Source organism: Coprococcus phoceensis, from assembly GCF_900104635.1.
Lineage (GTDB): Bacteria > Bacillota > Clostridia > Lachnospirales > Lachnospiraceae > Faecalimonas > Faecalimonas phoceensis.
Genome location: NZ_FNWC01000007.1, coordinates 19324 through 41052, shown reverse-complemented (window position 1 = coordinate 41052; position 21729 = coordinate 19324). Strand labels below are relative to the sequence as shown.

Genomic DNA, 21729 nt, shown 5'->3' with positions numbered 1-21729 from the left:
AGTGGTATTTCTATAACCATATATCTACCTATTTTTCTAATTCTATACCTACATTCTGTGCATAGCTTTCGAACACAGTCTCAATCTGCGAATTGCATGCTTCCATGTTCTTTTCTTTTCCGATATAATATCTCTTTTCAGAATCTGTCGTATACGGCAATTCCACAGAAGCCGTAATCGGTGCAGCAAAACCATCTTCATCTTTTGCATCTTTATTATAAGCAAAGAAATATGGTTCCTGAATCAATGCATAGCCATCTTCTGTTGTTTTTGCTGCTGTCAGATTTGTAAGATGTCTGTCAATCAATCCTGTATACATTTTCGCAATTGGAGAGTTTTCTTCACAAATAGAAGTTGTCTGTGTGTATCCCCACTTATCAACAGTTATTCCTCCGTCAATCTGAGGATCATACATGTACACACGAACATTGTTTTTCACTGCATACTGATTGATTTGTCCAATAATGGCACGTGTTTTTTCATTTCCAGAACCACCTATGAGCACAAGCGAATTTCCCTTTTCATCAAGCAACCATTCCAGTTGACGGTATGTAATCGGGTAAATATTTATCTGCTCGTCAGAGCCAAAAACTTCTGTTCCGTAACTGTTAAATGTATCTCGAATATATGTTTCTTTTGTATACTTTGAAAATTGAATGTTATTTGTTTTAATAAATTCAAACATTTGTTTTAGACGTGCTGTATACTCATCCGTCACATACTTTCTTACCTGATTTCCTTCTTTATCAAGAACCGGATTTCCTTCGTCGTCCGTTTCCTTCACATAAAGACCTTTGGAGTCACGGTCAACCATCTCCTCAAAAGCATACATGATTGGACATTTTCCGCTTGTATTTCCTTTCCCGCTGTAGTCTGTCTGATTATCTTTGTTATAAAGAAAGATAATAGGCTGTTGCAATCTTCCGACTGTCACCTCTTTCCCTTCTGCATTGGTATAAGAAAGTGCAGTATCGTGATCTGACGGATATGCAATCCAGTCATCCAAGTTTGTAAGATATCTTGACACAAACTCTCCATACATATAATTGTATTTTGTTCCAAGAGTTGTCTTTTCGTTCGACATACGGACAAACATAGAACCGTCATCACCATTATCTACATTAAAATCATAAGAATAAATAGTATCAATTCCGTATTCCTTTGCATATGCATTTACATAAGGACTCATTGCACGGCTGTTATGACACCATGAACCGCTCAACTGAATCAGGTAATTTCCTTCCTGTCCCAAAAGCTGAATGAGCTGGTCATAGCTGATGTCCTGAAATACAATATCTTTATCCTCAAACGTATCAATTCCATCCTGTCGTTCTGCATCTGCTTTGGAGTGTGCATTAAAGTCACCGTAAGCATATTCTTTTTCAAACTCATAGTCCGGGGAAGAAAGTTGTGCATTCGAGACTTTGAGTTCTTCTTTTTCTAAAGTTTTAACATTATTTTTGATGCTGCTGTTTTTTCCTGAGCAACCCGTAATCATTCCTGCCGCCATCACTGTAACAAGAACAGCAGAGATTAGTTTTCTTTTCATGATCAATCTCCTCCTATCTTTTCCTAACACATTGGAATAGATACTTCTTCCGAAGAACCACCGGAACTTCCTGTTGAAGTATATTCAGATTCCAACTCTATCAGGTCTGCATAATTTTCGATAAGAGTATATTGATCAGCTGTCAGATAGCTGTCAATCACTTCTCTTGCTTCTGTTACATATTTTTTCACATCATCAAAGGAATAGCCTTCTACAGTCTTTCTTGCATCTGCAACACTTGCCGCTTTAATTGCCAGACGTGCATATTCTATTTTTGCCGCATTAAATACATTCATATTTTTAATCTTCTTTTTGAGATCAAAATTCGGATCTAATGCATTATAATATTTTACTGCACGATCGATTTTTGCTTTTGATTCCTCTGTATAAGTTACTTCTCCGATATTTTGAATGGCATCATTTGTTCTTACCACTGAGGCTTTTACAGAAAATACAGAAAGTCCCAGACATACAAAAGCCGCCACAATCAGTGCAATTGTTGATTTTTTCATTATGCCCGTCCTCCCTTTTTCTCTAATTTTTCATCCTCTGTCTGAAAAATTTCGTCATCCAAAAGTTCTGTTTTTCTTGCAACAACAGCAGCTGTCACATTTGCTCCTACGACATTCGTCAATGTTCGTGCCATATCTGTAATGTTATTGATCGGAGTCAGAAGTACCACTGCTGCAATCGGAAGATTTACTGCACTGAACAGTGATACTGCTGTCACAACTCCGATTCCCGGCATTCCGGCGCTTCCCATCGAAAGTACAAGGCACATAAAGCACATGATGAGGTATTGACTGATATTCCAACTCTGCCCCGTTGCATTTAGATAGAACATAGCTAACAAAATCGGCCAAATACACGTACAGCCCGCCATTCCAATTGTTGTTCCAAGTGGCGCTGTAAAGTTCGCTACCTCCTCATCTACACCAACCTTATGTATCAGACGGTCAATTGTAATCGGAAGCGAGCCGACACTACTCTGTGTCGTAAATGCTGTCGCCTGTGCATCAAATGTCTTTTTAAAGAATTTGAGCGGACTTATTTTTCCTGCAAATTTCAGAATGAACGCATTTACAACATAAGCCTGTACGAAGCATACCACATAGACAACCGCAACAAGCAGAATCAATTGTACCAAAGCGTCTTTATCACTCAACAGCTGGCTTGCAGACACTGCTGTCAAACATAGCACTGCATATGGAGTCAAATCAATGACGTAGGAAAGAATTCGGAAAATGATCTTCTTCACCGCCTCAATGATACTCTTAAACGGTTTCACTTTATCTTCACCTTCGTCTGATGCTACACTTACATATGCAACCGCAATTGCAACTGCAATAATGATAATAGCCACAACATTGTCTGCTGCCAGATCCCCAAACACATTTGTCGGGAACAAGTTCAAAATGATCTTATCAAAAGATGTCCCCATTTCCTTATATGCGTCAAGTGTTGTACTGGAGACTCCTGCAATGTCGGCAAACACTGCTTGCGCTCCCTTTCCAACCTGTGTTGCCATGCCAAAGACAATTGTAACTACAATCGCAATTGCCGATGAAACCAAAAGCCAGAATACAGACTTTGTTCCAATTCGTTTCATTTTTTCTTTATCGTTTAACTGAATCAATCCTGAAATGACAGAAACAAGAATCACCGGTGCGACAAGTGCCGTAATCAAATTCACATAAATATCGCCGATCAATGCAAGCCATGTCATATAAGAATTGTTCTCGGACGCAAATACGATTCCAAGCACCGCTCCCATTACCATACTGATCAAAATGACAAATGTCCAATTAATTTTATATGCCAGTTTGTTCAACACTTTAAATAAAAGCAAGGCAATGATAAGTACAAGCAAGGCAATCCAATTTACGCTTAAAAGTGCATCCATTTTTAAAACCTCCTCTTTCTTTTCTCAACATTCCTATTATAGTATTGTAAAAAGTCAGAAACAAATTGGTTTTTTTGATATATATATTTGATTTTTCTATAATTTAAAAAATCCTCGCTTTATAAACCTAAAATGATTTATAAAACAAGGATTCTATCGTCCACTCTATTTAATCAATCTCTGTATCTTTTTACTCTTTTCCGTCCCCGCTTCTTTTAGCAGTTCAAAAAGCACTGACTCGTATGTCGTAATAATTGCGCCTTCCTCTTTCATCCGCTGCAATGCAATCTTTTTGTCATTTTCTTTTCTGCTGGAAACACAATTCTCCACAATGACCGGAATAAATCCTGCTGCTTTCAGATCAATCACCGTCTGAAGTACACAAATATGTGTCTCAATCCCGCAGATGATAATATATTTTTTGTCTCTTATCTTTTCTTTTACACCTTCATATGCACTAAACGAAATCTTTTCCACATACTCTTCTGTTCCCGCAGCCGTTGTAATCTCATTAACAGTCTCTCCAAGTCCTTTTGTGTACTGCTGTGTAAGAAACATCGGAACCCCAAGCACATTTAACCCTCGGAGCAAAATGCCAGATTGGCAGATCAAATTTTCCTTTTCGTGCATGACAGGCACTAATTTTTCCTGATAGTCAATGACAAGTGCCGCTGTATGTTCCGCCTCTATTCTCATCTTATATCTCCTCCTTATTTTAGATCCAGTTCAATCGGGCAGTGGTCCGATCCCATCACATCAGTTAAAATTTTTGCGTCTGCAAGCCTGTCTTTCAAACTCTCTGACACACAGAAATAGTCGATTCTCCAGCCGGCGTTCTTTGCTCTTGCACTGAATCGATATGACCACCAAGAGTAAATTCCTTCCATCTCCGGATAAAAATAGCGGAATGTGTCGATAAAACCGGCTTTTAAAACTTCACCGAATTTTGCACGTTCCTCGTCTGTAAAACCGGCATTTTTCCGATTGGTTTTTGGATTTTTCAAATCTATCTCCGCATACGCCACATTCAGATCCCCCGCAAAGATAACCGGTTTCTTCTGTTCCAATCCTTTTAGATATGCAAGAAAATCCGTCTCCCACTGTATGCGGTATGAAAGTCTTGCAAGTTCACTCTGTGAATTTGGCGTGTACACGGTCACAAAATAAAACTCCTCAAATTCCAGTGTAATAACACGCCCCTCTTTGTCATGCTCCTCTATCCCGATGCCATATTGTACCGACAATGGTTCCTTTTTTGTAAACACAGCCGTCCCGGAATATCCTTTTTTCTCTGCATAATTCCAATATTGATGGTATCCTTCCAATTCCAAATCTAGCTGTCCTGCCTGCATCTTACTCTCCTGAATACAGAAAATATCTGCATCCGCCTCCTGGAAAAATTCTAAAAATCCTTTCTGCACACACGCACGAATTCCATTTACGTTCCACGATATCAGTTTCATCTTTCTTCTCCTTCCTGATAATATACTTTTTCTAAAAACAGTCCTCTCGCCGGCGCTAAAAAGCCGGTCAGTTCTCGTTCTTTCTGTTCAAGAGCCATCTTTATATCTTCAATACTCTTTTCTGCGCATCCTACTTCCAAAAGTGTTCCTGTCAGAATTCTCACCATATGATACAAAAAGCCGGTTCCATAAAATTCAAACTCCAGCCTTGTCCATTTTTTTACAATCTTAATCTCATAGATTGTCCTCACTTTTGATTTCTCATCTTTATTATCCGTAAATGCTGAAAAATCATGTGTTCCTTTCAGATACTCTGCCGCTTTCTTCATATCATCCAGATGTAGTTCCTTCGTAAAATGATATGTATATCTTCTTGTAAAAACACACGGCTTCTTTCGTGTATCGATACAATACTTATACTTTTTCGCCTTTGCACTGTAGCGGCTGTGAAAACTTCCAGGAACAAGCTCCATTTCTTTCACACAGATATCCTCCGGCAAAAGACAGTTCAGTTCTCCCACAAAACTCTCATCTAAAAGCCCCGACACTTTCATGTTTGCCACCTGGCCATTTGCATGAACACCCGCATCCGTTCTTCCGGAGCCATCGATTTCGACCGGATAACCAACGATCTGCTCCACCGTACGTTCTAAAATTGTCTGAATCGTCAGATTGGTCAAATTTTGTCTCTGCCATCCTTTGTATCTTGAACCATCATATGCAATTATCATTTTATAATTTCTCATCTATACTGCTCCCTTTACTCAAAATAGAGAGTTCCGTTTCCGGAACTCTCGTATCAAGTGTGTTTTATTTATCCAGAATTTTCTTCAATTCTGCCACAAATGTATTCACGTCCTTGAACTCTCTATACACCGACGCAAACCGCACATAGGCAACCGGATCTAAATTCTTAAGCTTTTCCATCACAATCTCTCCAATCAGATTGCTGGAAATCTCTTTTTCTTCCCGCTTAAAAATCTCCGTCTCAATAGCTTCGATCGTCCTTTGAATCGCCTCTGCAGACACCGGTCTTTTATAGCACGCCCGCAAAATGCCGGCCTCAATTTTTGCCCGATCATACTGCTCTCTATTATTATCTTTTTTTATGATAATCAAAGGAATCGTCTCAACCTTCTCATATGTAGTAAATCTTTTCCCGCACTCATCACAGGCTCTTCTTCTTCGAATCGAATTCCCGTCTTCTGCCGGTCTGGAATCAATTACTTTCGTATCTGGATTACTGCAATATGGACACTTCATATTCTGTTCCTCCTCAGGATTTTCTCATATCGTCATTTTAGCAGATAATAGTTAGTCTTTGCAAGTTTTCAGACATTTTTCTTCACATATTTCTACCATGATAATATCCGGACCTACTTTTTTGATACATTCAAATGGAATCACATATTCCGAATCGCATCCAAACAGCCCATGCATCTTCGCCTGCCCCGGTACAACGATCGCCTCAACACATCCTTTGCATAGATCAAATACCAGATCCACCACACACCCAAGCCGCCTGCAGTCACAAAGATTAATCACTTCTTTCTGTCTCAATTCACACAACCGCATCTTTTTTCCCTGACTCATTTATTATTCAGTATATGCCGCTTTCCTCTATGCTGCCATCACTTTTTCACTTTCAAATGCTTTTACAATAATACCCACAAGCAGGAAACCGATTGCAAATGTCATCGCCACCGTCACCCCATACTGTGCCATTGTCACCTCATGACTTAAGATTCCTTTTAAAACCAAAGAAATATTATAAACCGGAATATAGTACATCTTTCCATCTGTGTTTCCTGTAGTGAACATCGTCATCAAACCTAGAACAAGCACTACCATATAGAGCGGCATTACATAGGTAGTCGCCTCTTTGATTGTCTTTGCAAACACCGAAGTAAGTGCAATCATCGTAGAATATAAAAACGCAACTCCAATAAGCAGGACTGCAAGCATTGCAATCTGGTTTGCATTCAAACTGATATTCAAATTCTCACCTGATGTTCCAAGCATCGACTTGGACATCAATGGCATAAATGCCACCATCGCTCCCACGTAAATTACTGAAGAAATTCCAGACAACGCCATCAGTGCAAACACTTTTCCGAGCACGATCGAACTTCTCTTGATCGGCGCCACAAGAAGGCTTGCCATTGTTCCTCGTTCTTTTTCACCCGCAATCATATCCGTTCCGATTCCCATTGCCCCTGCAAATAAAAGAATTGTGATAAAATACGGGAGCATCATTCCAAGCGCCTTTCCACTCGCCTTTTGCTCGTCCTGAATGACCATCTTATCGTTGTCAGAATTCACTGTAAACACTGCAATCTGCTCTAAATCTCCCACACGCTCTGTCAGCAGCGTCTGACGGTACGCCTCAAGTACTTCCAAAGAGATCTCTTTATATGCCGCATTAGAATATTCTTCCGACGGATTGTAATAGGTCTTGATCTGTGGAGCCGGATCTCCCTCCTTGTAATCTTGAATCATCTCATCCATATTCTTTGGAAACTCAATCAAAAGATCGGCTTCTCCATCCCGAATCTTCGTCTCCACATCTGCCCTCTCACTTTCGGAAATCGCATGTATCTTATAATCCGCATGGATACTCTCTAAAAATTTTTCAAAACTTTCCTGTTCATTTTGAACATAGACAATCGGCTTGTGTTTTGTGATGTCATCCTCCATCCCTGTAATCATCTGACTCATCAGATACATAATTCCAATCATGATAATAACCGGCAGAAAAAATACCGAAAAGACCATTTTTTTATCCTTGAAAACACGTACCATCTCTTTATTGAAGATTTCTTTGATGCTCTTCATCTACGCCTCCCCCTTTCTGCTTCTGTACAACTCGAAAAATGCATCCTCCAAATCTTTCGTCCCTGTACTATCCAGTATTTCCTGCAATGTACCTTCACTTACCTTCTGACCATCAATGATCACTCCAATCCGGTCACAAAGCTTTTCTGCCTCCGACATAATGTGCGTGGAGACAATAACAAGCTTTCCCTCTTCACGCAATTTTTTCAGGTAATCTGTCACACCTCTTGCAGTCACGATATCAAGACCATTTGTCGGTTCATCAAAAATCACGATTTCCGGATCATGTACAAGACTTACCGCAATTGCCGCCTTTTGTTTCATTCCGGTCGACAGTTCTTTGATCTGTTTATGCGCAAAATCCTTAATACCAAAATACTCAAATAATTGTTCTTTTCGTTCTTTTAAAACCTCTTTTGACACACCGTGAAGCCTTCCAAAAAATTCAAACATATAGTCGGGTGTAAACTGTGGATCAAGCTTAATGTCACTTGTCAGGAAACCGATGCTTTTACGCACCTGCTCCGCCTCTGTCACCACATCATGCCCTGCAACCTTAACCTCACCTTCTGTTGGCTTAATAATCGTTGCAATGCAGCGAAGTGTCGTCGTCTTCCCTGCACCGTTCGGACCCAATAGACCATATATTTCCCCTTTGTGCGCATTTAGGCTCAAATGATCTACCGCTACCTTTCGATTGCTCTTTGTTTTGGATTCTTTCATCTGCTTTTTGTTCAGTTTATACACTTTTGTCAGATTTTTTATCTCTATCATATTCCCCCACCTTTCTTAATTTCCTTAGTATGCAATAAAAAAATCACCACTTTCCTTCTAATTTATCTAAAAAGTGGTGATTTGTAAACCTGATATTTCTTTTATTTCATTTTTTTCTCATATCTGCTGTGCAATACTAATGCTACTACAGTGAACAGCACCGGTCCTACGATACTCCAAACAGTTGTCGCAACATCTCCCGCCATCGCCGGCTGGATGATTGTAAAGAAGTTTGCAAACCCAACAGTCACTGTTACCAGTACTGTAAAGACGATTGCTACCGTATCATTTTTGAAGATCACAAACGGTTTATGAATATTTTTATTTTTCTTAAATCTGATAAACGCTGCTGAAATAAACATATATGGAAGTGTCATCGCAACGTTTGTCATTGATACAAGAATGTTGAAAAATTGTGTCATCGTATCTCCACCCATAGCGATTAACAGAATAAATACCACAACTACAACCGCCTGAATCTTCAACGCAAATTTCGGCATTCCATCTTCCATTTTACAGAATCTTTCCGGCAGTAATCCTTTCGGACTTCCTTCAATCAGCTGTTTCAAAGGAGAATAGCTTAACGTAAATACTGCGCCTGACAAAGACAGCAGCATTGAGATCCCCATAATTCTTGCAGCCCAGTTGCCCATCTGTACACAGACTCCCTGACTTGCTCCAAATACAGCTCCAATCTGGTATCCAAGATTGTTCATAATCACATAAGATGCATTTCCCTTATGCACAGTTGCTGCGGAAAGTGTATCGCTCCAGTTTGTAAAGATTCCCACACAAAAAATTCCGATTGAATATCCCACTGCAACAATAATAGCTGCTATTGTAAGACCTTTTCCAAAGTTCTTTTCCGGATTTTCAGTCTCATCTACAAGACCTCCGACAGCCTCTGTTCCACCATATGCAAACAACGCATATACAAGGAACGCCAGCATGGCAATACTTCCCGCATACTCTGGATTCGGAGAATCCACAAATGATGCCACCGATGTAATCGGCTGTGCCAGTTCACCTTTATTTCCAATCAATACCAAAAGTGCACCTCCAATCAGCATCACATTTAAAAACATACATGCAATTCCGCCGATTGATGCTACTTTCTGGATATTTTTCAATCCTTTGCTTCCAAAAAATGTAACTGCAATGATAAAGACTACACCGAGAATCCCAAGTGTCTGTGTTGATTTCAATCCAAACAATGTCCAATCTGCTGTCGTATCTTTCCCAAAAATCGCATTGGAAAGCGGCACCATGATACCTGATGCAATATTAACGAGCCAGATTACATAAGATGTATACCACATGAATGTTGCCACGAACGCATATTTTTTTCCGACACAGATTTGCATCCATGAAAAAATACCACCCTTTTCATCTTTAAAAGCCGAGCCATACTCTGCAACCATAAACGCAAATGGGACAAAGAAAACTACTGCTGATAACAGGAAAAACGGAATCGCTCCATATCCCATCAGATAAAATGATCTAGGCATATTGTTAAACCCATACACCGATGTAAAGATCATTAGAATCAATGCTCCCATTGTTAGTTTTTTGTTTTTTCTGCCATTCTTTCTCCTCCTGTACTCTATGCGTTCGCCAAAAACGCACGATATCCCTTTACGGCTTCGTAGATATCTGCTTTGCTACTCACCTCATAAGGTGCATGCATACAAAGAAGCGCAATTCCGCTGTCAATCACTTCCATTCCGTAATTTGCCATGATATAAGCAATTGTACCGCCGCCTCCGGCATCCACCTTTCCAAGCTCATCGAACTGATATGCCACATTTGCATCGTCAAAGATTTTTCTTAAAACTGCAATATATTCTGCATTCGCATCATTAGAACCGCTTTTTCCTCTGACACCAGTAAACTTATTCATAGAAATTCCTCTGCCAAAGAATCCGGAATTTCGTTTTTCATAATGCTCTGCATACAGAGGATCATACGCTGCGCTTACATCTGAGGAAAGCATTCTGGAACGCGCAAGCGCTCGTCTTACTTTCAATTCAGATTCCCCTTCTGTCAGCGCAATTAACTCAGCAACTGTATTTTCAAAGAAATGTGACTGCATTCCTGTCGCACCTACACTGCCGATTTCTTCCTTGTCCACAAGAAGACACACTCCTGTCTTTTTCAGATTTTCTGCCTCCAGCATCGCAAAAAGGGATGTAAATGCACAGATTCTGTCATCCTGTCCATACCCTAAAATCATACTGCGGTCAAAACCAAGGTCTCTTGCTTTACCGGCTGGCACAATTTCAAGTTCTGCTGACTGAAAATCATCCTCTTCAATCCCATACTCCTGTTTTAAAATAGAAAGAATATTCGCTTTCACCAGCTCTTTTTCCTCTTCTTTCAAATCTTTACAGTCTCTCAAAGGCATATTTCCGATCAAAAGGTCCATATTTTCACCTTCAATAACCTTTGCCGCAGTCTTTTCCATTTTTTCGCCCGCAAGATGGATCAAAATATCCGTAATCGTAAATACCGGATCTCCTTCTTTTTCCCCAACGCAGATCGGAACGGTCTTTCCGCTTTTCAGTACAGCTACACCATGTAGAGCAAGCGGCTGTGCAACCCACTGGTATTTTTTGATTCCACCGTAATAGTGTGTGTCCAGATAGGCAAATCCATCCGCTTCATACAGCGGATTCTGTTTTACATCCAAACGTGGTGAGTCAATATGTGCTCCAAGAATATTCATTCCATTGGAAATCGGCTCTTCCCCGATTTGAAATAATGCGACCATCTTATGCATCCAGACCGCATACACTTTATCACCTGTTTTCAGCTGTTTATCCTCGGCAATATAGGCATTCAAATCTTTGTATCCGGCCTCCTTGGCCATCTCAACCGCCAATGCCACACATTCACGCTCTGTCTTTCCTGCATCCAGACATGTTTTATATCGCTCACAAACCGCATTAACTTCCTTAAGCTCCTTCTGATCATACGACTTCCATACACTCTGTTTTCCCATTGTGAACCCTCCAGTCATTTTTACAATTTTTTATTTTTTTTATTTTATTTACACACTGTTTATAACGCAAACATTCTATATTTTCTTGACAGGAAAATTTTTGCGTAGTATTATACTATGAATAAAATTTTCGCACAAAATGTGGAAAATAAAATTTTTATTTTTTTTTAAAATTGATTTTTTATCAAAAAATTGATTTATAAGAAAAGAAGGAGTATACACATGACAATCAATGAACGTGTCGGAAATAACATCCGCAAATACAGAATCGCACACCATTATACGTTAAAAGACTTATCCGCACTTGTACACAAGAGTTGTTCTACTCTTTCAAAATATGAAAAAGGAATTCTTCCTGTCAGTGTTGAGACGCTGGAAGAATTCGGGGAGGTTTTTCATATTCCCACTTCGCATCTCTTGTCTGCGCCGTCCGAGGGGAAACCGGACGTCTCTCGCAAAAGTCTCCTCAAAAAATACTACATGTACAATTATGATGGCAGAAGAAAACGAATTATGAAAAGTATTATTGAAGAATACGCCACAGATCAGCCGGATACCTATTCGATTCAGCTTTTCTATGACGTAGATGATCTGGAACACTTTGGAAAATGCGAGGTAATCTATTCCGGTGAAAGCACAACCTTTGGGCCATGGCAAAATTATAGTTTAAAAAATACTGCAAATACACTGGAGGAAATTTGGATGTGCACCGTAAATACCTTTTCTCAAACGGATCTGAAAAGTGGTATCTTGTCCGGTATCTCACAACTTACCATGCGCCCCTGCAGCCGAAAGATCCTGATCACGTCTCAGATACAAAAAGAAAATCATTTCATAGATGACCTGCTGCTCTCCAAAGAGGATATCCAGCAGATTAAAAAATACAACTTATTTACACTCGGGGAATAGCCGTTTTTACGTATTTTTCATACAATTGCTCTATGATTTCAATATGCAGCCGTTCATCTAAAATAATTCGCTCCAGATTTGCGACAACATACTCGTCCTGAATCCATTCTGCCTGTCTTTTATAGGTTGCAATCGCAAGCTTTTCCCCTTCATATGCATGTTTCAGCATCATATCTATCCGCCTTGGGTATCGGTTGCACCCAGGGCTCCAATATGTAAATCTTCTCCGCTCAACACTCCAAAGCCTTGGGTCTGCCCCAAGTTTCTGCGCCAGCTGCCCATAAATATTCATGTGGTGCATTTCCACCATACTGATCTTGTGAAATGTCTTTCCGATTTCTTCATACTTGCCATTTGCGATCAAACTGTTGTAAAAATACAGACTGACTGCAGACATCTCTGAGTTGCAGGCTCCGATATTGCTTAACATCGCCATTGCATACCTCGGATTTTTTTCACATACTTTCACAGGAGGATATTCTGCAGAATCTCTTACCTGAATCTCTTCTTCACACATAAAAAAGTCTCCTTTATTTCTCTATACTTTACACTTTATGGTAAAGTCAGAAAAAGGAGACCTCTTTTTTTCTTTTCTCTATAAATTCTATTCTTCGATGTCAATCACTGAGACAGGACAGCCATCTCTTGCTTCTTTTGCTTCCTTTTCGTTCTCTTCAGTCACGTCTGCATGTACCTGTGCAATCTCATCACCCATGCAAAACACTTCCGGGCAGATACTTACACACATCCCGCATGCAATACATCCATCTTCTACAACTGCTTTCATCCTGTAATTCCTCCTGGTTCTTTTTTTACAGTATGTCCGCTTTTTTGTGTTTTATACTATGCAAACTGACTTTGATATAATTTTGCATAGAAACCGTTTCTTGCAAGTAACTCCTCGTGGTTGCCCTGTTCTACAATATTGCCATCCTTCATCACTAAAATGATATCTGCCTCTTTTATTGTTGACAGACGATGTGCCACAATAAAACTCGTTCTCCCCTCCATCATTTTCTGAAATGCTTCCTGAATCTTAATCTCAGTTCTCGTATCAATTGACGATGTCGCCTCATCCAGTATCAAGATCGGTGGAAGTTTCAGCATCACTCTGGCAATACACAGAAGCTGTTTCTGTCCCTGTGACAGATTCCCTCCATCTTCCGAGATGACTGTATCGTACCCATCGGACATGCGCTTGATAAATCCATGTGCATGCGCTGCCTTTGCAGCCTCAATAATCTCTGCTCTCGTAGCTTCGGGTTTTCCATATGCAATATTTTCAGCGATTGTTCCTGATTTCAGCCAGGTGTCCTGCAATACCATTCCAAAATTTGCACGCAGACTGTCTTTTGTAATCTCTTTCACATCATGTCCACTCACATAGATTTTCCCCGCATCGATATCATAGAACCGCATCAACAAATTGATCAAGGTTGTTTTTCCACATCCTGTCGGACCTACAATCGCAACCTTTTGTCCCTGTTTTACATGTAGATTCAGATCTTTCAACAACGGTGTATCCTTTCGGTAAGAAAACGAAATATGCTGCAATTCCATACTTCCATCTGTCTGCTGCAAAATCAGTGCGCCTTCTTTGTCTTTCGTTTCTACCTCTTCATCTATAAAATCAAACACTCTTTTCGCACACGCAAATGCATTCTGGATCTCTGTGAGCACACTCGATATCTCATTGAATGGTTTTGTATATTGATTGGCATAGGTGAGAAAACAAGACAACTGTCCAACCGTGATCACGCCCTGCATCGCCAAAACGGCTCCAAAAATTCCCACACCCGAATATACAAGCCCATTCACAAACCTTGTGCTTGGATTCGTGATGGAAGAAAAGAAAATGGCGCGGATACTGCATGTTTTTAGTTCCTCGTTAATTGTATCAAACCGTTCTAATGAACGTTTTCCATACCCAAATGCCTGCACAACTTTTTGATTTCCCACCATCTCATCCACGAGAGATGTCATCTGTGCCCGCGTTTCAGACTGTATTTTAAACATGTTATACGTCTTTTTTGCAACAAAACTTGCGACAAACAATGACAATGGTGTGATGAAAATAACAATGAGCGAAATCTTGACATTGATAGAAAGCATAAATGCCAATGTCCCGGCAATTGTCACAACACCTGTAAACAGCTGTGAAAATCCCATCAAAAGTCCATCTGAAAATTGCTCTACATCTGTGATGATTCTGCTGATCGTCTCTCCGTATGGGTGACTGTCTACATATTTCAAAGGAAGTTTTTGCAGATGTTCAAATGCATTCATACGCACATCCTTTACCACCCGGTACGTAATCTGATTATTGCACAGATTCATCAGCCATTGTGCCATGCTTGTCACTCCAATGATAACTGCAAGTTTCACAAGTATTTGCAGAATTTTCCCAAAATCGACCTGCCCCTTTCCTACAATAAAATCTACCGCATCCCCAATTAAAATCGGTGCATACAAAGTAAAGCCCACTGTGATCACAGCAAAAACCAACGATAATATCAGATAATGCAGATACGGCAGCAAAAGCTTTCCGACTCTCTTAATCGTTCCATGATGTTTACGCATGATGTCCCACCTCCTCTTTTGAGAATTGCGAACTGCAAATTTCCTGATAAACTTCACAGGTCCGAAGCAATTCCTGATGTGTTCCGATTCCTGCCATTTTGCCGTCATCCAATACAATGATTTTATCCGCCTGCATGATCGATGAGGCTCTCTGTGACACGATAAATACCGTCATCTGATCTGTATTTTCTGCAATCGCTTTACGCAGCCTCGCATCTGTCGCAAAATCAAGTGCAGATGCGCTGTCATCCAAAATCAATATCTCTGGATTTTTCACAAGTGCTCTTGCAATGGTAAGCCTCTGTTTTTGTCCTCCTGACAGATTCTTTCCGTTCTGGCTGATTTTCGCATCCAGTCCTTCTTTCTTTTTCTCTACCACCTCCAGAGCCTGCGCCGTTTCCAATGCTCTGTAAATCATCTCGTCTGTTGCATTTTCATTTCCCATTTTCATATTGTCGCGAATGGTTCCACGAAACAATACTGCTTTTTGCGGAACAACACCTATTTTCTTTCGAAGCGTCTCAATCTTATAGTTTTTCACATTTTCTCCATTTACCAATATCTGTCCTTTCGTGACATCATAAAATCGAGGGATCAGATTGACCAACGTCGATTTCCCGGATCCGGTTCCTCCGATCACACCGACTGTCTCTCCCCTTTTTACAACGAAACTGATATTTGATATCGCTTCTTCTGCACCGGAATAAGACATACTGACCTCATCAAAGATCACCATATTCTCTTTATTTGATTCCTCTCTATCATATTCTCCATCGACAATATCTGACGTCAGTTCAAAGACTTCATTAATACGAGATCCTGATGCAAGCGCTTTTGTGAAAGATACGATCAAATTAGCCAATGCAATAAGCGCTAGAAGAATCTGAGACATATAATTGACAAGCGCAATCACTTCTCCCTGTGAAATATTTCCAACATACACCTGCTTTCCACCAAACCAGACAATTGCAATTGTTGCCACATTTACAATAATGTAAGTCGCTGGATTTAAAAGTGCCGAAAGTTTTCCTACCAGCATCTGAACATCGAGCAAACTGCTGTTTTCCTCTGCAAATGTTTCGATTTCCCGTTTCTGTGTACAGAACGCCCTTACAACACGTATCCCGGAAAGGTTCTCTCGCGTAGATAAAAGTATTCCATCCAGCCCGCGCTGCACTTTTTTATATAACGGAATCGTGATCATCATAATTCCATAGATCACAATTGCAAGAAGCGGTACTGCCACCACAAAAATCAGGGCAGCTTTCACACTGATTGTAAAAGCCATGATCATTGCTCCCACCACAATAAACGGAGATCGTAAAAACAGACGCAATACCAGATTCACACCGGACTGTACCTGATTGATATCGCTGGTCATCCTCGTCACAAGCGTCGCGCTTCCCGCCTGATCAATCTCTGCATAGGATAACGAATTGATATGCGCAAACAGATCATGGCGTAATTCTGTTCCAAACCCGACTGCTGCCTTTGCCGCAAAGTACTGTGCCGTCAAAGAGCAGGCAAGTCCAAGTACTCCAAAAAGAACAAGCACTGCTCCCATTTTCCAGATATAAGGCATATCCTGATTTTTAATCCCAATATCAATAATATTCGCCATAACAAGCGGCACAATCAATTCAAAGCACGCTTCCAGCAGTTTAAACAATGGTCCGATAATACTTTCTTTTTTATAATGTTTCAAATAACGAAGTAATTTTCTCATGCTTTTTATCGTTCCCTTTCTTTTTTACTTTTGATACCGCTCATTATAAAGCTTTCCTTTTTTCTCTGCAAGGTTCCTGCATCATTTTTCGGCAATCTCAAAACTAAAAAAGCAACTCATAAATGCTAAAACTGCTTTTATGGTTGCTTTTATACTCTTTCTAAAATCACATGGTCCATTTAAGAAGGTGTTTCTTCAACAATTCAAATGCCTGCATAACTATCACAAGTATAATTACCATGAATACAAATCCTACCCATGTATTAGCAAAAATACCAAGTTCCGCATATTTCTTTACGAAATATCCCATTCCTTCTCCAGCTCCATACATTTCCGCATAAACCAGCATCACAAAAGAACTTCGAAGAGAATTTACAAATCCTGCCAATATGGAAGGACTCGCTGCCGGAAGAATCACCTTTGTAATCCGCTTCATTCCTTTTAATTCCAAAGTTGCCGCTTTGTCAAGATAACGCTTGTCAATCGTCATAATTCCGGTAATTGTTGCAAACAGCGTTGCCCATACAATATTATATACTATCAAAAATACGGAAGCAGAAAATAATGTTGGTGCAAGTAATAGTACAAACGGAGACAAAAGAATAGAAGGCACTACGCTGAACGCATAGATAACCGGATGTAAAATTTCCCGAACTCTCTGGTTCAACCCCATAATCGTCCCTAAAAAAAGTGCAATGAGCAAAGAAAGCAAAATAGATGGAATCAGCAATTTAAATGAAGCAACTGCATTTCCAAACATCATATCTTTGCTGTCGATAAATGCTGCTTTAATCTTATCTGTTGACGGGAACAAATATGGATTTACCAATCCATTGCTTGTCAAAAAAATATATAATGCCACTAACCCAATGAATATACAACATGTAATCCAGTATTTTTTTAGAAATGCTTTTACTGTATTCATGATCTATCTCCTGTAAAATTGCTTATTTGTCATGCTCCTGGAAAAACGCAGCCATCTCTTCGTAAAATTCAGGCGCCTCTTCCCCATACTTTTCTGTAGCCTCTTTTAACGCTTCTTCATATAATTCAGTGTTAATGTGGTCTTCAATCTTCACATTATTATCTTCTCCAAGATAACCAGTCTTGTCCAAAATATCCCACGCTCTTACTACCCCATCTTTTAATGGATCCACACTTACAAAATAATGTTCATCATCTAACATATAAGCGCCCACATATTCTTCTGTCGCTTCAATAGCCGCCGCATGTAGTTTCACCGCTTCTTCTTTATTGGCTTCATACCATGACTGTGCACGGAGTAACGCACGGATAATTGCTTTTACTGTATTTGGATTATCATTAATCCAGTCTGTCTGTGCAACCATACGACAGCAAGAATAATTTTCCATAATTTCACTCTGATAACTTACAATATCAATTTCTCCATTTGCTGCCATATCCTGAACTGCTAAATTCTGTCCCGTTCCCATCAATGCATAGGTAACATCCCCGCGGACAACTGCAGCAAGTGCATCATTATAGTCTGAGTATATTTCCCAATCTACAACTTCCAAAGGATTCTCATATCCAAGATCCATAACTGCACCTGTAAACGCAAAATAGCTTGGGTTTACAGCTACTTTTTTCCCTATGAACGATTCTATTCCCTTCCATTCCGTTCCTTTTTTGGCTACAACCGGCATACATCCCTCAATCATATGTCCGCCAAATACTGAGATATCTACACCGGAAGCAATCTGCTGTAGTGGATTAGACGTACCCGCATTTGATACAACATCTACCTTTCCTGTTGCCAAAAGTGTCATAGCATCTGCATTTGCATTGGCTTCTACCGGATCAATCTGAATCCCTTCATCCTCAAAATATCCCTTTTCTTCTGCAATTGTCACAAGAACATTTCCACTTGTCCCATAGTTCCATTTTACGACTTCCTGCTCTAAAACTCCTTCCTTACCTTCTTTTGTGTCTTTGGGATTGGACTTTTCACCAGAGCATGCCCCGAGACTGCATACCATAGCAAATACTAACATCCCTGCTAAGATTTTCTTTTTCATTTTCCATTTCCTCCATAAAATATTTATATCAAATGGATTCTTCCATTGATATTCCTAAGAAATATGCGTCACAACATCTTTATTAATCTGACGAATCAGTTCATTACGAAGCTTCATTGTTTCCAAATTGTCAAATTGTGTTTCTCTAGTCGGGCGTTGTTCATCTGACAGTTTGCATTCATAAATAATATTGCTTGGTGATTGTCCCAGTACTACAATCCGATTTGCCAGCAATAGAGCCTCGTCTACATCATGTGTGACAAAAAATACAGTCTTTTGAGAAGCCTGTCCAGACCACAAATCAAAGAGCATATCCTGAAGTCTGGCACGGGTGACCGCATCAAGTGCTCCAAATGGCTCATCCATTAGAAGGATTGGCGGATCAACGCTGAGTGCCTGTGCAATCGCACATCTTTGTTTCATACCACCAGACAACTCTTTCGGAAATTTGTTATAGACCGATGCACTAAGTCCTACTGCTTCCAGCATCTCTACTGCTGTCTGTTTTAACTCCTTTTTATCTTTTTTCGGAAAACGCTGCCTCAATGCAAGCAGAATATTTTCTCCCGCTTTCATCCAAGGAAATAGTCCATAGTCCTGAAATACAACTCCTTTGTCAAGACTTGCACCTTCAGCCGAAACACCTTGCATAAGGATTTCTCCTGTTGTCGGTTGTTCCAAGCCTGCCAGCAGTCGCAAAAGTGTACTTTTCCCACAACCTGACTGTCCTAGAATACATACAAATTCTCCCGCCTCTATCTCCATATTAATATCTTTTAAAATAAGTCTTTCGTCTCCACCATACGAAAAAGAAAGATTTTTGACTGTTATATCACCCATTTCATTGATCCTTCCTCTACATATACACAAAAATTTTTGTTTCTCTTGGTTTTTTTTGTGATTTTTGTCATGTAGATACAATTTATCATATTTGATTCTCTTATTCCAATTGTTATTTTCAATAAGTAAATGATTTATTGCTTTTGTCTATAAACGAAAAAAAGGCAAATGTCAAATGCATTTACCTTTTTTCACGCTATTTTCTATTTTTCATCTTTAATAAGAGCCTTAATAAGTTGATCTGCAGCCATCTCTATATTCTCCCATTTAGTTGCAAGATTCACACGTATAAAAGTACTGTACTCTTTTCCACCAAACCATTCTCCGTAGTCTACCGCCAAATGACATTGATTCTGAAGCACTTCTTCTATCCTTTTCGGACTTATATATGCTCCTAAATCAATCCACATCAGATATGTCCCTTCCAAATTCGGAATCCATACTTTTGGAAGCTTTTCTTCCAACATCGCTTTCATGCGTTTAAAATTATCTTCAATAATCGTCAACGCTTCCTCAAGCCACTCTCTTCCACCTTCATATGCGCTCTGAACTGCAATATAACCAAATGCATTGCCACTGCTGATACGAATTTTTTCCAAATACCCATCGTACATATCCCTAATTTTCTCATTTGGAATTATGACAATGGAATTTTGACATCCTGCCAGATTAAATGTCTTAGTTGCCGCCGTAAGCGTGACTAGAATATCATCGTAGTCCCCGGTTGTCGCCGCCGTGATTTGCCTGTATTCACTCATAACGATATCCTGATGAATTTCATCTGCAAGTACATAGACATGGTGCCTTTTACAGATATCCAACACTTTTTTAATCTCTTTTGCCGTCCAGACTCTTCCGACCGGATTATGAGGTGAGCAGAATATGAACAGCTTTACATCATTCTTTTGTATTTTCTGTTCAAAGTCTGCATAGTCTATCTCGTATCCCTCCTTTGTTCTGATAAGAGGACTCTCCACCAGCATACGCTCGTTGTTTATAATTGCATCTCGAAATGGGTAGTACACCGGACTCATAATAATGACACCGTCTTTTTCTTTCGTCAATATCTGTATCAGCCAGTTAAATGCCGGCACCACGCCGGGTGCAAATCGAATCCACTGATCTTCAACCTTGTAATCATGGTATTTTTCTTCCCAGTTCTCAAATGCCTCAAAGTATGCCTTTGGCGGCTGGTAATATCCATACACGCCAAAATCCACATAGTTTTTCAAAGCCTCTTTTACACATACCGGCGCTTCAAAATCCATATCCGCAACCCAAAGCGGGAGCAGTTCTTCCATTCCGAATTTCTCCTTGCACCCATCCCATTTCACACAATCTGTTTGTTTTCTTTCTTTATAAATTACCTGCTTCATAACACTTCATTTCTCTTTTCTTTCTTCCTGTTTTTCTTCCGTCAATTACAAAATTTAATATAATACCATGTACATAAACTTGTCAATTCTAGCTTGTTATTTGTTTCACTTTCCATTATACTTAGCCATAGAAAGAACTCTATACAAGAAAGGAATTATTTTTATGAGTGAAATACATATCAGCGAAAAACATTTTACTTCTGCCCCGACAGACGGAAATCGTCTGCCAAAAGAGATGGCAGTATATGAGCTATTAGATAAACTGAAAATCCCATATGAAGGAGTAGACCACGATGTTGCCGGCACAATGGAAGAATGTGCTGCTGTTGACGAAGCCCTCGGGGTTACAATGTGCAAGAATCTATTCCTGCGCAATCAGCAAAAAACAACCTTTTTCCTGTTATTGATACCAGGAGACAAAAAATTCATGACGAAAGATCTTTCGAAGCAGCTTGGCATCTCAAGACTTTCTTTTGCCGAGCCGGAATATATGGAAAAATTTCTGAATATCACTCCTGGATCAGTAAGTGTTCTCGGACTGATGAACGACAAAGACTGGTACGTAGATCTTTTGATCGACAAGGACTTAATGGATGATGAATATATCGGATGCCACCCATGTATCAATACTTCCAGTCTCAAGATCAAAATGGATGATATTATCAAAAAATTTCTAAAATATACCGGACACCGTCCAAGATACGTAAAATTGTAACAGCTTTCTAGGAGGAAAC

The 21729-nt window shown here is 39.8% G+C and carries 22 protein-coding genes; 2 read left to right on the top strand and 20 right to left on the bottom strand.

The window, feature by feature from the left end; genetic code table 11:
• Positions 1-28 precede the first annotated feature (28 nt).
• From BQ5364_RS03730 to BQ5364_RS03675, 12 genes are all read right to left on the bottom strand, one after another.
• The gene (locus tag BQ5364_RS03730; RefSeq protein ID WP_022250516.1) at positions 29-1549 is read right to left on the bottom strand and encodes a hypothetical protein; all 1521 of its coding nucleotides are present in this window, start codon (positions 1547-1549) and stop codon (positions 29-31) included.
• A 23-nt stretch (positions 1550-1572) separates the two neighbouring features.
• Positions 1573-2061, bottom strand: coding sequence for a hypothetical protein (locus BQ5364_RS03725; RefSeq protein ID WP_022250515.1), 489 nt, complete (start codon positions 2059-2061; stop codon positions 1573-1575).
• Positions 2061-3452 (bottom strand): dicarboxylate/amino acid:cation symporter, encoded by a 1392-nt coding sequence (locus tag BQ5364_RS03720; protein WP_071143666.1) that lies wholly within the window; start codon positions 3450-3452, stop codon positions 2061-2063. The genes BQ5364_RS03725 and BQ5364_RS03720 overlap by 1 nt, the downstream gene beginning before the upstream one ends.
• Before the next feature lie 165 nt (positions 3453-3617).
• A complete protein-coding gene (locus tag BQ5364_RS03715) occupies positions 3618-4148 on the bottom strand; it encodes an isochorismatase family protein (RefSeq protein WP_004614722.1) in 531 nt (176 codons plus the stop codon).
• Positions 4149-4162: 14 nt separating this feature from the next.
• Positions 4163-4915, bottom strand: coding sequence for an exodeoxyribonuclease III (locus BQ5364_RS03710; protein ID WP_004614723.1), 753 nt, complete (start codon positions 4913-4915; stop codon positions 4163-4165).
• Complete coding sequence (gene truA / locus BQ5364_RS03705) at positions 4912-5661, bottom strand: tRNA pseudouridine(38-40) synthase TruA (RefSeq protein WP_071143665.1); 750 nt, start codon at positions 5659-5661, stop codon at positions 4912-4914. Before truA ends, BQ5364_RS03710 begins: the two co-directional genes overlap by 4 nt.
• Before the next feature lie 64 nt (positions 5662-5725).
• The gene (gene nrdR / locus BQ5364_RS03700) at positions 5726-6178 is read right to left on the bottom strand and encodes a transcriptional regulator NrdR (protein ID WP_022250510.1); all 453 of its coding nucleotides are present in this window, start codon (positions 6176-6178) and stop codon (positions 5726-5728) included.
• Positions 6179-6229: 51 nt separating this feature from the next.
• Positions 6230-6490, bottom strand: a complete 261-nt coding sequence (locus tag BQ5364_RS03695; RefSeq protein WP_022250509.1) for a PRC-barrel domain-containing protein — start codon at positions 6488-6490, stop codon at positions 6230-6232.
• A gap of 45 nt (positions 6491-6535) precedes the next feature.
• A complete protein-coding gene (locus BQ5364_RS03690; RefSeq protein ID WP_071143664.1) occupies positions 6536-7750 on the bottom strand; it encodes an ABC transporter permease in 1215 nt (404 codons plus the stop codon).
• Positions 7751-8524, bottom strand: coding sequence for an ABC transporter ATP-binding protein (locus tag BQ5364_RS03685; RefSeq protein ID WP_004614728.1), 774 nt, complete (start codon positions 8522-8524; stop codon positions 7751-7753).
• Positions 8525-8625: 101 nt separating this feature from the next.
• Entirely contained in the window at positions 8626-10131 is a 1506-nt protein-coding gene (gene yjeM / locus BQ5364_RS03680) for a glutamate/gamma-aminobutyrate family transporter YjeM (protein WP_268874325.1), read from the bottom strand.
• Positions 10128-11525, bottom strand: coding sequence for an aminopeptidase (locus BQ5364_RS03675; protein ID WP_044988156.1), 1398 nt, complete (start codon positions 11523-11525; stop codon positions 10128-10130). Before BQ5364_RS03675 ends, yjeM begins: the two co-directional genes overlap by 4 nt.
• A 222-nt stretch (positions 11526-11747) precedes the next feature.
• On the opposite strand from BQ5364_RS03675, the gene BQ5364_RS03670 reads away from it, so the two are divergent.
• The gene (locus BQ5364_RS03670) at positions 11748-12434 is read left to right on the top strand and encodes a helix-turn-helix domain-containing protein (protein WP_022250506.1); all 687 of its coding nucleotides are present in this window, start codon (positions 11748-11750) and stop codon (positions 12432-12434) included.
• Here the strand turns inward: BQ5364_RS03670 and BQ5364_RS03665 are convergent.
• The 8 genes from BQ5364_RS03665 to BQ5364_RS03630 form a co-directional block, all read right to left on the bottom strand.
• Positions 12418-12951 carry a ferritin-like domain-containing protein gene (locus BQ5364_RS03665; protein ID WP_004614732.1) on the bottom strand — a complete coding sequence of 178 codons (534 nt, stop codon included), beginning with the start codon at positions 12949-12951 and terminating at the stop codon, positions 12418-12420. The two genes, BQ5364_RS03670 and BQ5364_RS03665, sit on opposite strands and share 17 nt — an antisense overlap.
• A gap of 87 nt (positions 12952-13038) precedes the next feature.
• A complete protein-coding gene (locus BQ5364_RS03660) occupies positions 13039-13221 on the bottom strand; it encodes a ferredoxin (protein ID WP_004614733.1) in 183 nt (60 codons plus the stop codon).
• 56 nt (positions 13222-13277) lie between these two features.
• The gene (locus tag BQ5364_RS03655) at positions 13278-15014 is read right to left on the bottom strand and encodes an ABC transporter ATP-binding protein (RefSeq protein WP_071143663.1); all 1737 of its coding nucleotides are present in this window, start codon (positions 15012-15014) and stop codon (positions 13278-13280) included.
• Entirely contained in the window at positions 15007-16740 is a 1734-nt protein-coding gene (locus BQ5364_RS03650; RefSeq protein WP_071143662.1) for an ABC transporter ATP-binding protein, read from the bottom strand. Before BQ5364_RS03650 ends, BQ5364_RS03655 begins: the two co-directional genes overlap by 8 nt.
• A gap of 166 nt (positions 16741-16906) precedes the next feature.
• Positions 16907-17665, bottom strand: a complete 759-nt coding sequence (locus BQ5364_RS03645) for an ABC transporter permease (protein WP_004614736.1) — start codon at positions 17663-17665, stop codon at positions 16907-16909.
• A 22-nt stretch (positions 17666-17687) separates the two neighbouring features.
• Positions 17688-18779, bottom strand: coding sequence for an ABC transporter substrate-binding protein (locus BQ5364_RS03640; RefSeq protein ID WP_004614737.1), 1092 nt, complete (start codon positions 18777-18779; stop codon positions 17688-17690).
• Positions 18780-18833: 54 nt separating this feature from the next.
• On the bottom strand, positions 18834-19619 hold the full coding sequence (locus BQ5364_RS03635) for an ABC transporter ATP-binding protein (protein ID WP_117787480.1): 786 nt from the start codon (positions 19617-19619) through the stop codon (positions 18834-18836).
• A gap of 203 nt (positions 19620-19822) precedes the next feature.
• Complete coding sequence (locus BQ5364_RS03630) at positions 19823-20995, bottom strand: MalY/PatB family protein (RefSeq protein WP_022250500.1); 1173 nt, start codon at positions 20993-20995, stop codon at positions 19823-19825.
• Positions 20996-21158: 163 nt separating this feature from the next.
• On the opposite strand from BQ5364_RS03630, the gene BQ5364_RS03625 reads away from it, so the two are divergent.
• Positions 21159-21710 (top strand): prolyl-tRNA synthetase associated domain-containing protein, encoded by a 552-nt coding sequence (locus BQ5364_RS03625; protein WP_044988158.1) that lies wholly within the window; start codon positions 21159-21161, stop codon positions 21708-21710.
• The last annotated feature ends 19 nt before the right edge of the window (positions 21711-21729 follow it).